Origin of the sequence: Paraburkholderia phenoliruptrix, from assembly GCF_019511605.1 — a bacterium.
Taxonomy (GTDB): Bacteria; Pseudomonadota; Gammaproteobacteria; order Burkholderiales; family Burkholderiaceae; genus Paraburkholderia; species Paraburkholderia phenoliruptrix_A.
Window position 1 is genome coordinate 1 of the sequence record NZ_JAEUAV010000038.1, and the last position, 13,980, is coordinate 13,980.

A 13,980-nucleotide genomic window follows, 5' to 3' on the forward strand; every position below is an offset into this window, starting at 1 on the left:
CGCCTCCTCCCCTCCGCCTCGCGGCACGCCTGTCCCCGCCCCAAGCATTACCATGCGTAACGAATTATTGCGAACTATTATCATCCGTGTAATGATACTGATTCTCATTTGAGAACAAGACGATGGGCTCACCTCCGTTGCAGCCGGCAGCTTTCTGCCGACGCCGCACGGATGCTGGCGTCCGTCGAATCAGAACAATAGCGACAACGACAGGGTATTGAGATGTTCCGAAACACGCCTCTCGCGGCGGCCGTTCTGGTCGCATTCGCGACGCCGCTTTACGCTCAAACGACAGCAACGCCCGCGAGCGGCGCACAGCCCGCGTCATCCAGTTCGACTTCCACTCCCAGCGCCAGCCAGAGCTCCGACGCTGCCACGCTGCCGGCCGTCAAGGTGACGGGTCAGAACGGCGCGCAGGCCGAATTTGCGGCTGACGTCTCCAGCGTCGGCGCCAAGGTGCCGACCGCGCTGCGTGACATTCCGCAAGCCGCCGTCGTGGTGCCTAAATCGGTGCTGCAATCGCAGGCGGCAAGCTCGTTCACCGACGCGCTGCGCAACGTGCCGGGCATCACCATCGGCGGGGCGGAAGGCGGACAGATCGGCAACAACATTAACCTGCGCGGCTTCTCGGCGCGCACCGACATTTACCTCGACGGCTTCCGCGACCGCGGCCAGTACTACCGCGACACGTTCAACCTCGAATCGATCGACGTGCTATACGGCCCGTCGTCGCTCTACTTCGGCCGCGGCTCGACGGGCGGCGTCATCAATCAGGTCAGCAAGCAGCCCACGCTCAAGCCGCGCGCCGACGTGTCGGTGCAAGCCGGCACGCACGACCGCTATCGCACCACCGTGGACCTGAACGCGCCGATCACGTCGACGTCCGCATTCCGCATCAACGCGTTCGGCCAGGACCAGGGTTCGTCGCGCGACGTGATGAAGAACAAGGACTACGGCGTTGCGCCTGAAGTCAAATTCGGCATCGGCACGCCGACGGAAATCACCCTGTCCGCGCTGATCCAGCACAACCGCGACCAGCCGGACTACGGCATTCCCGCGCTGAATGGTCACCCAGCGCCGGTCAATCGCGGCACGTTCTACGGCTTCACCGACGACCGCACAATTCAGGACGTGCAAACGCTCAACGCCCGCATCGAACACCGCTTCAGCGACAACCTCAAACTGCGCAACCAGACGCAATTCAGCCACTACAGCACGGAAGCGCGCGCGACCAACGCGGCCTCGGTACTGACCGGTCCGCTGCCGACGTCGCGCGCTTTGAGCAACGGCAACTACACGACGATCGATCCGTCGAAACTGTTCGTGAAGCTGCAAGGCAAGGACCGCAACATCAACGATCATTCGGTCTACAACTCGACCGACATCGAAGCGAAGTTCGACACGGGCCTCATCAAACACGACGTGGTGGCGGGCGTCGACCTGAGTCACGAAACGTATAGCAACCAGAGCTTCGCGACGACAACGCCAGGGCTGCCCACAAACACCATTGCAATCGTGCCGCTCGTCGATCCTTCGTATACGAAGCGTCCGTCGAATGCCAAAACGGTTGCGACGAATCTCGCGGAATCGAGCGCGAACGGCGTGGGCGTCTACGCGAACGACACGGTTTCCATCGGCGAACACTGGAAGGTGGTGGGCGGCCTGCGCTGGGACCGCTATGAAGCGTCGATCCACAACTCGATCAATTCGCCCTCCTACGCGACTCAGACGAACTACTTCACGAGCGTGCGCGGCGGCGTGATCTGGCAGCCGACAGACTGGCAGTCCTACTACGTGTCGTATGGCACGTCGTTCAATCCGTCGCTCGAAGCACTCACGCTCACCAACAGGCAGCAGAATCTGCCGCCGGAGCACAACAAGTCGTATGAGATCGGCGCGAAGCTGGATCTGCTGGGCGGCGGGCTGTCGGTCACGCAGTCGCTCTTCAACATCGAGAAGACGAACGCGCGTACATTGAATGCGGACGGCAGCTACACGCTCGATGGCGACGTGCGCGTGCGCGGCTACCAGCTCGGCGTGGCGGGCCACATTACGAACAAGTGGCAGGTGTTCGGCGGCTACACGTACATGGACGCCACGATCCTGAAGGCGCTCGACGGCACCGCCGGCAAAACGCCCGCCAACACGCCGCGCAACATGCTGACGCTGTGGACCACCTACGCATTCACGCCCCACTGGGAAATTGGCGGCGGTCCGATCTACACGTCGTCGCGCTATGCGGCAAACAACAACTTCGTGCAGGTCGGCGGCTATACGCGCTGGGACGCAATGGCCGCGTATCACGCGAAAAAATACGACGTCCAGTTCAACGTGCTGAATCTCACGGACAAGAACTACTACGACGCGCTGATTCCGTCGGACGGCGGACGCGCGGTGCCAGGCAACGGCCGCACGTTCCTCGCGACGTTAAACTACCGCTTCTTCTGATCGCCGGGCGGCGAACTCAACGCGTACGCCAAGCACGCCGCGCGCCTGTTCGCTGCCCGCTTTGTCGGGCGAGCGAACAGGCGCGCGTTTTTGCAGCAGGAAACTCCAACCATGATTGTCTCGATCCCCGACGTTTTCAGTCCCGCGGACGCCGCCGCGATGCGCGCCCAACTCGAGGCGGCCACCGGCTCGTGGGTCGACGGTCGGGCAACGGCCGGCTATCAGGGCGCGCCCGTCAAGCGCAATCAGCAGATTGCCGAAGGCTCGCCGATCGCGCTGGAAATGGGCGACAGAATCCTCGCGGCGCTCGAGCGGCATCCGCTTTTCATCAGCGCCGCGCTGCCGAACAAGGTTTATCCGCCGCTCTTTAACCGCTATGAAGGCGGCATGCATTTCGGCAGCCATGTCGACGGCGCAATCCGCCTCGTGCCCGGAAGCGGCGCGCGCGTGCGTACCGATCTGTCCGTTACGCTGTTCCTCACGCCGCCTGGCGACTACGACGGCGGCGAACTGCTGATAGAGGACACGTTCGGCGTGCAGGAAGTCAAGCTGCCCGCCGGGCATGCCATCGTTTACCCGGGCACGAGCCTGCATCAGGTGCGGCCGGTGACGCGCGGCGCGCGCGTCTCAAGCTTCTTCTGGGTGCAAAGCCTCGTGCGCGACGACACGCAGCGCGCCATGCTGTTCGACATGGACGGCGCGATCCAGCGTCTGAACGCGTCGAATGCGGACGACGCGGCTCGCCGCACGCTGGTCGGCTGCTATCACAACCTGCTGCGCATGTGGAGCGAAACGTAATTCGCTGGCGCGGCGGGTTCACCCTGCATGCTGGCTAGAGCCGCGCGCTTTTTTGTCCTACGCTTTAAGCGCGACGCGTGGCGCATCCGTGTGCGTCCGTGTGTTTGCGCAGTACAGCAATCCGCGAAGACGTGCACTTTCGCACGCGCGCAGGTTCCTCCTGCACGAAGACCGTAGAGGCGGCTGGAGGCTGATCGGAGGCAAGCAATCGCCTGATCATAGTTCAGGCAACCCGGGGATAACGGCCCAGAGAAGCGGCGCACTTCCCCGGCGCGTTCTCATGGAGGATGACGATGTCGATTCGACTAGGAGAGGAAGCTCCGGATTTCACCGCGGAAACCACTGAAGGCACCATCCGTTTCCACGAATGGATCGGCGACCAGTGGGCGGTTCTGTTCTCGCATCCGAAGGACTTCACGCCCGTCTGCACCACTGAGCTCGGATACATGGCCGGCCTCAAGCCGGAATTCGAAAAGCGCAATACGAAGATCATCGGCCTGAGTGTCGACCCCGTCAGCGACCATCAGAGGTGGGTCAAGGATATCGAGGAAACGCAGGGCCACGCGGTCAATTACCCGCTGATCGGCGACGCCGATCTGAACGTCGCAAAGCTGTACGATATGATTCACCCGAATGCGAGCGGCGGCACCCGCACCGCAGCGGATAACGCCACCGTGCGCTCGGTGTTCATCATCGGGCCGGACAAGAAGATCAAGGCGATGCTCGTGTACCCGATGAGTTCCGGGCGCAATTTCGACGAAGTGCTACGGCTGCTCGATTCGCTACAGTTGAGCGCGAAACATTCGGTCGCCACGCCCGTGAACTGGAAGCCGGGGGACGATGTCATCATTCCGACGTCCGTCTCGAACGATGATGCAGCAAAGAAATACCCCGAAGGTTTCAAAACCCTGAAGCCGTATTTGCGGTACGTTGCGCAGCCGCGGTGAAATTGCGGCGCGGTGAGCCGGGCGCCGCCACGCGCCCGGCTCTCGCGACAATGCGCACCACGGAGACCAAACCTTGCTGATTTTCCGACAACTCATCGACCCGCAGTCGTCCACCTACACGTATCTTCTTGCCGACAGCACGACGCGCGAAGCGGTGCTTATCGACCCCGTGTTCGAGCAGGTACGCCGCGACAGCGCGCTGATTCAGGAACTCGGCCTCCGCCTTCTTTACACGATCGACACCCACGTGCACGCCGATCACGTGACGGGCGCATGGATGATGAAACGCCGCGTCGGCAGCGAAATAGCGATATCGGCTGCGAGCGGCGCGCAAGGCGCCGACCGCTATCTGAATCACGGCGACCGGTGCGAATTCGGCACACGCTACCTCGAAGTGCGGGCGACGCCCGGTCATACGAACGGCTGCATCAGCCTTGCACTCGACGACGGCACGATGATGTTCACGGGCGACTGCCTGCTGATTCGCGGCACAGGGCGCACGGATTTCCAGCAAGGCGATGCCCGCACGATGTACCGTGCAATCCACGGGCAGATCTTCAGTCAGCCGGACACCTGCCTGCTGTATCCGGCTCACGACTACCGCGGCCTGACGGTCACGAGCGTGGCCGAAGAGCGGCGCTTCAATCCGCGCCTGGGCGGCGAGCTGTGCGAAGACGATTTCGTCGGCTACGTGACGAACCTGCGGCTGCCGCATCCGAAGCAGATTGACGTTGCGGTGCCTGCAAACCTCAAATGCGGCGAGGCGGCGAGCGATCCGACGCAGGCCGCCGAGCCGGATTGGGCGCCGCTTGCCTACACGTTCGCGGGAATCTGGGAAGTCGGGCCGCAATGGCTCGAGGACAATCTGCGTTCGGTGCAAATCGTGGACGTGCGCGAGCCGGACGAGTTCGATGGACCGCTTGGCCGCATTCCTCACGCCCAGCTCATTTCGCTCGGCAATCTGGCGGCACGAGCGGCCGAGCTGAGCAAAGATTGCCCCGTCGTGACCGTGTGCCGCGCGGGGGGTCGTTCGGCGCAAGCCACAGTGATCCTGCGCCAGGCGGGTTTCGACAAGGTGGCGAACCTCGCAGGCGGTATGCTGCGCTGGCGTGCGGAGAGCCGCGTCGTGGAAAACGGCAGCCTGTAGCGCGCATAGCAATTTCCTTCAATACACCTTGCCTCGCCGCCGATACCGTTCAAGCGCGTCAATCCCGCGCATTCACGTATCGAGGCACCGATGTCCGTTTTGCTTTCCATGGCCGCGTTCGCGCTGGCTTCGTCTATTTCTCCCGGTCCCGTCAATGTCGTTGCGTTGAGCGCCGGCGCGCAGCATGGCTTTGCCGCAAGCCTGCGCCACGTGGGCGGCGCGACCGTCGGCTTCACGTTGCTGCTTCTGCTTGTCGGCCTGGGGCTGCACGAATTGCTCGTGCATGTTCCCGTTCTTGTCGAGGTCGTCAAATGGGCCGGCGTGGCGTTTCTGCTTTACATGGCCTATAGACTTGCCGTCGACGAAGGCCGGCTCGGCGCCGACGCACCGTCACGCGGCCCCTCGTTCGCGTACGGCGCGGCGATGCAATGGCTCAATCCGAAAGCCTGGCTCGCGTCGCTGGCCGGCATGGGCGCCTATGCAGCCGACGGCGACGGCCAGCTCGTCTGGCAATTTGCGGTGATTTACTTCGTGGTCTGTTATGTGTCGATTGCGAGCTGGGCTTATGCCGGTACGCATCTGCGCAAGTATCTGCAGGCGCCGCGGCGTGTCAGGCTGTTCAATCGGGCCATGGCCGCGTTGCTGGGCGCGAGCGCGTTGTACCTCGTTGCGACTTGATGCGTGGTTGTGCCTCGGTTCAGCGAGCATGCAAGGCGCCTGCGAAACGCGAGCGCAAGCGTGCTCAACTCCGATACTGCCCAGGCGTCGCCGCGACCAGGCGTTTGAACGTGCGCTGCAAATGCGCCTGATCGGCAAAGCCTGCGTCGAGCGCCACCTCGGCAATCACGCGGCCGCGCCGCAGTTGCGCGCGGCTGTACTGAATGCGGCGATTGATCAGGTAAGCGTGCGGCGTCATGCCGTAGCGCTCCTTGAATGCGCGAATCAGATGCGATGCCGACAAACCCGCCGCCTCGCATATGTCCTCGAGCCTGAGCGCCCGCGTGCAATTGTCCGCGATGAATTCAGCCGCGCGCGCGAGCTGACGGCTCGCAGGGTCGCCGCAACAAGGAGCACGGTTCAGGCGCTGCTGAACTTCTGTGAAGAACGTTATCGCTGCGCTTTGCTTGCGCAGCAGATCCGTTTCGCTGTCGACGAGAATGCCATGCAGCCGGTTCAGGCCGTCGAACAGTTCGGCGTCTGTGCTCATAGTCTGCGAGAACGCGCGAAACGCGCGGCTCGCACTGAAGCCGAGCTCGTGTTGCAGATCGGTGAGCCACGCCACGTCGACATGAAGCATGCGATACGACCAGCGCTCGTCGGCGACTGGGTTGCACGCATGCACGTCGTCGGGATTCATCAGAACGACCGCGCCTGCACCGGTCCACTCGCGGGCATGACGATTCACATACACGCTGCGCCCGCCGGTGACCGCGCCGATCGAAAACGTTTCGTGCGAGTGCTTGGCGTAGCAGATGTCGCGACCGTCTTCGATGGAGCGCGCCTCGATGTACGGCAACGCGTCGCTACGCCAGAAGCGCGGCTCGCTTGCGAGGTTTGCCGGAGCGCTTGCGTGATTCACATGAGTTATCGCCGCTTTCGTCGTGCTCATTTGCGCGTCTCCGATATGCGTGGGCCTCGCGCACAAGCGCGGCCAGCAGCCGCAACCTCGCGAGACCACTTATCGTAGCGGTCGAGCGCGCCGCCAACAAGCCGGATCATGCCGTGACGAGCGCGCCTGGCGCCCGCGTCGCCGCCTATTTCGCGGAAACGTCGATATTGCCGAGATATTTCGTCGCGAGCGTTTTCACCGTGCCGTCTGCCTGCACCTTGGCGATCGCGGCGTTCAGGCGCTCGCGCAACGCTGTATCGCCTTTGCGAATGCCATATGCGATCCCGCTGCCGAGAATCTTGTCGTCGCGAACCGGCTGCCCGACGAACGCATAGTCCTTGCCGTTCGGCTTCGACAGAAAGCCGGTTTGCCCCGCGGGCGCGAGCACGAGTGTTGCGTCGAGCCGCCCGGCGACGAGGTCCGTGTAGACCTGGTTCTGATCCTGATACGCGACGACGGTCACGCCCGCTGGCTCCCAATGCGTCTTCGCGAACGTCTCCTGAATCGACGCCTGCAGCACGCCCACGCGTTTGCCCTTCAGGGCCTCGGCGCTCGGCAGCAGGCCGCTGTCGCGCTTTGCGATGAGTTGCGTCGGCACACGGTAGACGACCGTCGTGAAGTCGATGGTTTGGCGACGCTGCTCGGTCGCATTCATCGCCGAATTGATTGCGTCGAACTTGCGGCCTTGCAGCGCCGGAATCAAACCGTCGAACGACGTCTCCACCCACTTGCACGTCATATGCGCGGCGGCGCACACCGCATTGCCCACGTCGATGTCGAGCCCTTGCAACTCTCCGTTAGGGCCCTTCGATTCGAACGGCGGATACTGCGCTTCGAGCCCGAAACGCAGCGTGGATGTATCGGCCGCAAGCGCGGCGGGCGACGCCGCCACCGATGCGAAAGCGCAGGCCAGCGCCAACCAGAGCTTGAGCAGTTTCATAGCAGGTTCCTTCCCCTTCCGTTTCGTTGTAATGCGAACGCGCAGCGTGTGGATGTGTCGTCGCGCGACGATCTTACTGCGTTCAAAAATACCCGCGCTCGCGCGTCATGCAGGCAGCTTCAGATCTCGCACAAACGGCGCGCACCTTCGATCAGCGTCGCGTCGTCCTTCGAGAAACTCAGGCGAATCAGGCCCGAATCCGTGCCGTCGCTGTAAAACGCGGACAACGGAATAGTCGCGACGCGCGCATCGCGAATCAGGCGCAACACGAAGTCGCTGTCCTTTTCGTCGGAGAAACCGCGAAAGCGCGCGAGCATGAAGAAGCTACCCGCACTCGGCAACAACTCGAAGCGCGACTCGCGAAGACCGTGCGCAAGCAGATCGCGTTTTTGCTGATAGAACGCGGACAAGCCGAGGTAGCTCTCGCGATTGGCCAATGCGTCGACGAACGCGTACTGCATGGGCGTGTCGGCGGAAAACACCATGAACTGGTGCACCTTGCGAATCTCGTTCATCAGCTCGGCGGGCGCAAGGCAGTAGCCGACGCGCCAACCGGTGACGTGATACGACTTGCCGAACGACGACACGATCACGCTGCGTTCGGCAAGCTCGCTATGGCAAGCCATGCTTTCGTGTTTCGCGCCGTCGAACACCACGTGTTCGTAGACTTCGTCGGCGAGAATCACAATGTCGGTGTGACGCGTGAGCGCCTTGAGCCGCGCGATGTCGGCCTCGCTGAACACGGTCGCGGTCGGATTGTGCGGCGTGTTGATGATCAGCATGCGCGTCTTCGGCGTGATCGCGGCGGCGACCTCGTCCCAGTTCACACGAAAGTCGCTCAGCGAAAGCTTGATCGGCACCGGCGTTGCGCCTTGCAGCCGAACAATGGGTCCGTAGCTGTCGAACGAAGGCTCGAAGTAGATGACTTCGTCCCCCGGGTGCACCAATGCACTGATCGCCGAATAAAGACCTTCGCTCGCGCTTGCGATAACGGTCACTTCGTCTGCCGGGTCATAGCGCACGCCGTACAGCGTCTGCACCTTGTCGGCGAGCGCTTCGCGCAATGCCGCGATGCCCGACATGGGCGCGTACTGGTTGTGACCAGCGCGCATGGCGTGCGCGACGCCGTCGATCAGTTTTGCGTCCGGCGCGAAATTGGGCGCGCCTTGCGACAGATTGAGCGCGTCGTGTTGCGCGGCGAGTTGGCCGATCACGGTGAAAATCGTCGTGCCGACGTCAGGCAATTTCGAGCGGGCTTGCAGGGCGCTCTGCATATGGCTTCTCCTATCCTCATCCGGCGGCGCACTGGCGGCCGCATACCAGGCGGCCGCTCAGTGTGCTTATGTGCCGGTTGAGTGATTAGGCATCAGCCAAAGAAGCATAACAATCGAAACTTTGTCATGCGGGACATGCGTTTACGTCATGGCTCACGGAGCCGGCGCGGTGTTGCGTGCGGGCGGGCCGGACGTGGCGCCTCACCCGCTACATCACGCGTCGTCCATCAAGCGCACCTTCACCTTCTTGCCCTTCACCTTGCCCGCGCTCAGCTTGCGCACGGCTTCACGTGCGATGCTGCGCTCGACCGCCACATAGGTCGACATCTCCGTCACGTTGATCTTGCCGATCTGCGAGCCGGCAAAACCTGCCTCGCCGGTGAGCGCGCCGAGCACGTCGCCGGGACGGATCTTTTCCTTGCGGCCGCCGAGAATCTGCAGCGTTTCCATGGGCGGCAAAAGCGGTTCGTTACTCGTTGCGGTGAGCTCGGAAAGCTTGTGCCATTCCACCTCGCGCTTTTGTGCCTGCTCGATGCCGCCCACGCGCCCCATTTCGTCCATGCTGGCGAGGCTCAATGCCCAGCCTTCCTGATCGGCGCGCCCGGTGCGGCCGATGCGGTGCACGTGCACTTCCGGATCGGGCGTCACGTCGACGTTGATCACCGCCTCGAGTTGCGCGATGTCGAGGCCGCGCGCTGCGACGTCGGTCGCGACCAGCACCGAACAGCTGCGATTCGCGAACTGGATCAGCACCTGGTCGCGCTCACGCTGATCGAGTTCGCCATGCAGCGCGAGCGCATGAAAGCCCTGCGCGCGCAGCACTTCGAGCAGATCGCGGCATTGCTGCTTCGTGTTGCAGAACGCGATGGTACTCACCGGACGATAGTGGTTCAGCAACAGCCCGACGGCATGCAGACGCTCGTCTTCCGTCACTTCGTAGAAACGTTGGCGAATCTTGGTGTTGTCGTGCCGCTCGGCGAGCTTCACTTCCTTCGGATTGCGCAGGAACTGCTGGCTGAGCTTGACGATGCCCTCGGGATAAGTAGCCGAGAACAGCAGCGTTTGCCGCTCCTTAGGGCATTGCTTGACGACGGTCGCAATGTCGTCGAAAAAGCCCATGTCGAGCATGCGGTCCGCTTCGTCGAGCACGAGCGTATTGAGCGATTGCAGAGGCAGGCTGCCGCGTTCGAGGTGATCCATGATGCGACCCGGCGTGCCGACCACGATGTGCGCGCCATGTTCGAGGCTCGCGGTTTGCGGACGCATCGGCGTGCCGCCGCACAAGGTCAGCACCTTGATGTTTTCTTCCGCGCGGGCGAGACGCCGGATCTCCTGCGTGACCTGATCGGCGAGTTCGCGCGTCGGGCAAAGCACCATCGCCTGAACTGCGAAATTGCGAGCGTCCAGACGTGCGAGCAGCGCGAGCGAAAACGCCGCCGTCTTGCCGCTGCCCGTTTTCGCTTGCGCAATGAGGTCGTGGCCGGCGAGCGCAATAGGCAGACTCGCGGCCTGAATCGGCGTCATCTCGACATAGCCGAGCTGCGTGAGATTCGCGAGCGCGGCGGGCGGCAGCGGCAGTTGACTGAACGGCGCGCCGGCCGTGATGGGACTGTTCATAGGATGATGACTCGTGATCGGCTCAAGGCTGAAAAACTGAAGGCTGGGAACTGGCGACTGGCGAACGACAACTTGTGGCGACGCCTCGCAACGACGCGCGACTATTCGGCCATCGGCCCCGGCGACGGGCGGCCTTCCATCTGCTCGTACAGCACGGCGCCGTCTTCGTCTTCGAAACGCTCGACGTAATTGCGCGCGCCGCACAGCGGACACCGGAAAAGGAGTCCCTGCCCCTCGTTCTTGATGACGACGTCCGACTGCTCCCACTGCGCGCCGCAGGACTGGTTTCTACATGTGAACACGTTGCTTCTCCAACTGGATTCGATGATGTGATTCGACTGGCCGCATCAACCAAGATGCGTGTGCCGCGCACGCGGCGCGCTCACGTTCATGTCGCTGAGACCCTGCACGATGCCGCAGTCTTCCACGGCCCGTTCGCCGTGACATTGCTCGCGCAGCGCATGCAATTGCGCCTTGAGCTGCTGCAGTTCGTCGATGCGCATTTCGACGTGCGCAATATGCTCGTCGATCAGGTCATTAACGCCACCGCAGCCGCTCGCCGGTGCGTCGGTCAGACGCAGCAGCGCGCGAATTTCGTCGTGCGTCATGTCAAGCGCGCGGCAATTGCGAATGAAGCGCAACCGCTCCACGTGCCTTGCGGTATAGCTGCGGTAATTGGCCTCGGTGCGCTCCGCTTCGGGCAGCAGCCCTTCTTTCTCGTAGAAGCGGATGGTTTCGGTCGTGCAATGGGCGATTTTCGCCAATTCGCCGATTTTCATGAGCCCTCCGGTACTGGCCTTGACCTTGTAGTGGCTTCAAGGTGTTTACTAGACCACAAATCGAACGAGGAAGCCACCATGCAGCGCGCGCACGAGCCGAACGCCGACCCCACTGAACAACCGCAAACCCGCGCCCGAGGGCATGAGCATGGGCCCGAGCACGCGCATGAAGCACATGCAGGCGACTCCGCATGCGGCAGTTGCTGCGGCGCGGCCAGTCCTGCTCCGCTGCCGCTGCGCGCGGTTGTACCGCCGTCCGAAGCGGTGCAAGGCGACGTGCGCACGGCCATGCGCATCATGCAGATGGACTGCCCGACGGAAGAAGCGCTGATTCGCAAGAAATTCAGCCGTATGTCCGAGGTGCGCAGCATGGAGTTCAATCTCATGCAGCGCGTGCTGACGGTCGTGCATGCGCCCGGCGCGCTCGACTCGATTCTCATTGCGCTGCGGTCGCTGGACTTCACGCCCGAACTCGCGGATGCCGACTCGCAACGCACGCCCGGCGCCGCTCAGGACGCGTCCTCCGCTCAGCCCGCGCCGCGCAGGTGCTGGCCGCTTGCCTTCGCGGGCGTCGCTGCGGCCGCTTCAGAGGCCGCTGGCTGGGCAGGCGCGCCTGCCTGGGTGGCAGCCGGTCTTGCGCTCGTCGCGATCGCCTCATGCGGCCTTTCAACCTATCGCAAGGGCTGGCTCGCCATTCGCCACGGCAATCTCAACATCAACGCGTTGATGAGCATCGCGGTGAGCGGCGCGTTGATACTCGGTCAATGGCCCGAGGCAGCCATGGTGATGGTGCTCTTCACGGTCGCGGAATTGATCGAGGCGAGGTCGCTCGACCGCGCGCGCAACGCGATTCAGGGTTTGATGCAACTCACGCCCGAACAGGCGAGCGTGCAGCAGCCCGACGGCGGCTGGGAGCTCACGCGCCTCGAGGTGATCGCACCCGGCGCGCTGGTTCGCGTGAAGCCGGGCGAGCGGATCGCGCTCGATGGTGAGATCGTTGTGGGACGCTCGAGTGTCGATCAGGCCCCGATCACAGGAGAAAGCCTGCCGGTCGACAAGACCGTGGGCGACGCCGTGTTCGCCGGCACCGTCAACCAGGCGGGCTCGTTCGATTACCGCGTGACGGCCGCGGCCAGCAACACCACGCTCGCGCGCATCATTCATGCGATCGAAGCGGCACAAGGCAGCAAAGCGCCCACGCAACGTTTCGTCGATCAGTTTGCGCGTGTCTATACGCCGCTGGTGTTCGCCGTCGCACTGGCGGTGGCGCTCGTGCCGCCGCTCCTTTTCGGTGGAATGTGGCAGGCGTGGATCTACAAGGCGCTAGTGATGCTGGTGATTGCGTGTCCGTGCGCGCTCGTTATCTCCACGCCTGTCACGATCGTCAGCGGTCTCGCGGCAGCTGCGCGCAAGGGAATTCTCATCAAGGGCGGCGCCTACCTCGAACAGGGCCGCAAGCTGCGCCGCCTTGCGTTCGACAAAACCGGCACGATCACGCACGGCAAGCCTGTGCAAACCGATTTCGCCGTGCTCGCCAAAGCAGATCCGAATGCAGATGCTGATGCGGACACCGACGCCGCCCGTTGCCGCACGCTCGCCGCAAGTCTCGCGGCACGCTCGGACCACCCCGTGTCAATGGCAATTGCAAGCGCCGCGCAAAAGGATGGCATCGCAACCGTCACGGTCGATTCATTCGAAGCGCTCGCCGGACGCGGCGTGCGCGGCGTGATAAACGGCCTCACGTACTGGCTCGGCAATCATCGGCTTGCGGAAGAACTGGGGCTATGTTCGCCGTCACTCGAAGCACGGCTCGACGCGCTCGAGCGTCAGGGCAAAACCGTCGTGCTGCTGAGCGACGCGCAACGTGTGCTCGCGCTCTTCGCTGTCGCCGATACGGTCAAGGAAACGAGCCGCGCGGCTATCGCCGAACTGCATCGCGCAGGCGTGACCACGGCCATGCTCACCGGCGATAATCCGCACACCGCTGCGGCGATTGCCGCGCAAGTCGGTATCGACGAAGCGCGCGGCAACCAGTTGCCGCAAGACAAGCTGGACGCCGTCGCGCAGTGGTCGGCCGAGGGTGCGACCGTGGGCATGGTCGGCGACGGCATTAACGACGCGCCTGCGCTCGCGCGCGCCGACATTGGCTTTGCGATGGGCGCAATGGGCACCGGCACCGCGATAGAAACCGCCGACGTCGCGTTGATGGACGACGACCTGCGCAAGATTCCGCTCTTCATCCGCCTCTCGCAAGCGACGCATGCCGTACTGGTGCAGAACATTGCATTGGCGCTCGGCATCAAGAGCGTCTTTCTGGTGTTGACGGTGATGGGTCTGGGCACGATGTGGATGGCCGTGTTCGCCGACGTCGGGGCGAGCCTGGTGGTGGTCGCGAACGGCTTGCGGTTGCTGCGCAAATGA

General features: G+C 63.2%; 12 protein-coding genes. 6 read left to right on the forward strand and 6 right to left on the reverse strand.

What is annotated here, in order from left to right:
- The first annotated feature begins 222 nt into the window (after nucleotides 1–222).
- The 5 genes from JNB89_RS29265 (at nucleotide 223) to JNB89_RS29285 (ending at nucleotide 6,018) form a co-directional block, all read left to right on the forward strand.
- The gene (locus JNB89_RS29265) at nucleotides 223–2,448 is read left to right on the forward strand and encodes a TonB-dependent receptor (protein WP_220364522.1); all 2,226 of its coding nucleotides are present in this window, start codon (nucleotides 223–225) and stop codon (nucleotides 2,446–2,448) included.
- A gap of 111 nt (nucleotides 2,449–2,559) precedes the next feature.
- Nucleotides 2,560–3,246, forward strand: a complete 687-nt coding sequence (locus tag JNB89_RS29270) for a Fe2+-dependent dioxygenase (RefSeq protein ID WP_013337689.1) — start codon at nucleotides 2,560–2,562, stop codon at nucleotides 3,244–3,246.
- A 293-nt stretch (nucleotides 3,247–3,539) separates the two neighbouring features.
- The gene (locus JNB89_RS29275) at nucleotides 3,540–4,193 is read left to right on the forward strand and encodes a peroxiredoxin (protein ID WP_013337690.1); all 654 of its coding nucleotides are present in this window, start codon (nucleotides 3,540–3,542) and stop codon (nucleotides 4,191–4,193) included.
- 76 nt (nucleotides 4,194–4,269) lie between these two features.
- Nucleotides 4,270–5,340 carry a rhodanese-like domain-containing protein gene (locus JNB89_RS29280; protein WP_041728508.1) on the forward strand — a complete coding sequence of 357 codons (1,071 nt, stop codon included), beginning with the start codon at nucleotides 4,270–4,272 and terminating at the stop codon, nucleotides 5,338–5,340.
- A gap of 90 nt (nucleotides 5,341–5,430) precedes the next feature.
- Nucleotides 5,431–6,018: a LysE family translocator gene (locus tag JNB89_RS29285; RefSeq protein WP_220364523.1), complete on the forward strand. Its 588-nt coding sequence runs from the start codon at nucleotides 5,431–5,433 to the stop codon at nucleotides 6,016–6,018.
- A gap of 64 nt (nucleotides 6,019–6,082) precedes the next feature.
- On the opposite strand, the gene JNB89_RS29290 is transcribed toward JNB89_RS29285, so the two are convergent.
- The 6 genes from JNB89_RS29290 to cadR all read right to left on the reverse strand — a co-directional run bounded on the left by JNB89_RS29290 (nucleotide 6,083) and on the right by cadR (nucleotide 11,559).
- Nucleotides 6,083–6,949 carry an AraC family transcriptional regulator gene (locus tag JNB89_RS29290; protein WP_222859099.1) on the reverse strand — a complete coding sequence of 289 codons (867 nt, stop codon included), beginning with the start codon at nucleotides 6,947–6,949 and terminating at the stop codon, nucleotides 6,083–6,085.
- Nucleotides 6,950–7,094: 145 nt separating this feature from the next.
- Nucleotides 7,095–7,889 (reverse strand): ABC transporter substrate-binding protein, encoded by a 795-nt coding sequence (locus tag JNB89_RS29295; RefSeq protein ID WP_220364524.1) that lies wholly within the window; start codon nucleotides 7,887–7,889, stop codon nucleotides 7,095–7,097.
- 119 nt (nucleotides 7,890–8,008) lie between these two features.
- Nucleotides 8,009–9,163, reverse strand: coding sequence for a pyridoxal phosphate-dependent aminotransferase (locus tag JNB89_RS29300; RefSeq protein ID WP_135892512.1), 1,155 nt, complete (start codon nucleotides 9,161–9,163; stop codon nucleotides 8,009–8,011).
- Nucleotides 9,164–9,376: 213 nt separating this feature from the next.
- Nucleotides 9,377–10,780 carry an ATP-dependent RNA helicase DbpA gene (gene dbpA / locus JNB89_RS29305; RefSeq protein WP_013337696.1) on the reverse strand — a complete coding sequence of 468 codons (1,404 nt, stop codon included), beginning with the start codon at nucleotides 10,778–10,780 and terminating at the stop codon, nucleotides 9,377–9,379.
- Nucleotides 10,781–10,881: 101 nt separating this feature from the next.
- Nucleotides 10,882–11,082 (reverse strand): hypothetical protein, encoded by a 201-nt coding sequence (locus JNB89_RS29310; RefSeq protein ID WP_013337697.1) that lies wholly within the window; start codon nucleotides 11,080–11,082, stop codon nucleotides 10,882–10,884.
- 45 nt (nucleotides 11,083–11,127) lie between these two features.
- Nucleotides 11,128–11,559, reverse strand: a complete 432-nt coding sequence (gene cadR, locus JNB89_RS29315) for a Cd(II)/Pb(II)-responsive transcriptional regulator (RefSeq protein WP_013337698.1) — start codon at nucleotides 11,557–11,559, stop codon at nucleotides 11,128–11,130.
- Between the two features lie 78 nt (nucleotides 11,560–11,637).
- Here cadR and JNB89_RS29320 point away from each other — a divergent pair, with 78 nt between their 5' ends.
- Entirely contained in the window at nucleotides 11,638–13,980 is a 2,343-nt protein-coding gene (locus JNB89_RS29320) for a heavy metal translocating P-type ATPase (protein WP_220364525.1), read from the forward strand.

What these genes read in the sequence shown, in the direction of transcription:
- JNB89_RS29265 (WP_220364522.1), top strand. Translation starts at nt 223, where the DNA reads ATGTTCCGAAACACGCCTCTCGCGGCGGCCGTTCTGGTCGCATTCGCG.
- JNB89_RS29270 (WP_013337689.1), top strand. Translation starts at nt 2,560, where the DNA reads ATGATTGTCTCGATCCCCGACGTTTTCAGTCCCGCGGACGCCGCCGCG.
- JNB89_RS29275 (WP_013337690.1), top strand. Translation starts at nt 3,540, where the DNA reads ATGTCGATTCGACTAGGAGAGGAAGCTCCGGATTTCACCGCGGAAACC.
- JNB89_RS29285 (WP_220364523.1), top strand. Translation starts at nt 5,431, where the DNA reads ATGTCCGTTTTGCTTTCCATGGCCGCGTTCGCGCTGGCTTCGTCTATT.
- JNB89_RS29290 (WP_222859099.1), bottom strand. Translation starts at nt 6,949, where the DNA reads ATGAGCACGACGAAAGCGGCGATAACTCATGTGAATCACGCAAGCGCT.
- JNB89_RS29295 (WP_220364524.1), bottom strand. Translation starts at nt 7,889, where the DNA reads ATGAAACTGCTCAAGCTCTGGTTGGCGCTGGCCTGCGCTTTCGCATCG.
- JNB89_RS29300 (WP_135892512.1), bottom strand. Translation starts at nt 9,163, where the DNA reads ATGCAGAGCGCCCTGCAAGCCCGCTCGAAATTGCCTGACGTCGGCACG.
- dbpA (WP_013337696.1), bottom strand. Translation starts at nt 10,780, where the DNA reads ATGAACAGTCCCATCACGGCCGGCGCGCCGTTCAGTCAACTGCCGCTG.
- cadR (WP_013337698.1), bottom strand. Translation starts at nt 11,559, where the DNA reads ATGAAAATCGGCGAATTGGCGAAAATCGCCCATTGCACGACCGAAACC.
- JNB89_RS29320 (WP_220364525.1), top strand. Translation starts at nt 11,638, where the DNA reads ATGCAGCGCGCGCACGAGCCGAACGCCGACCCCACTGAACAACCGCAA.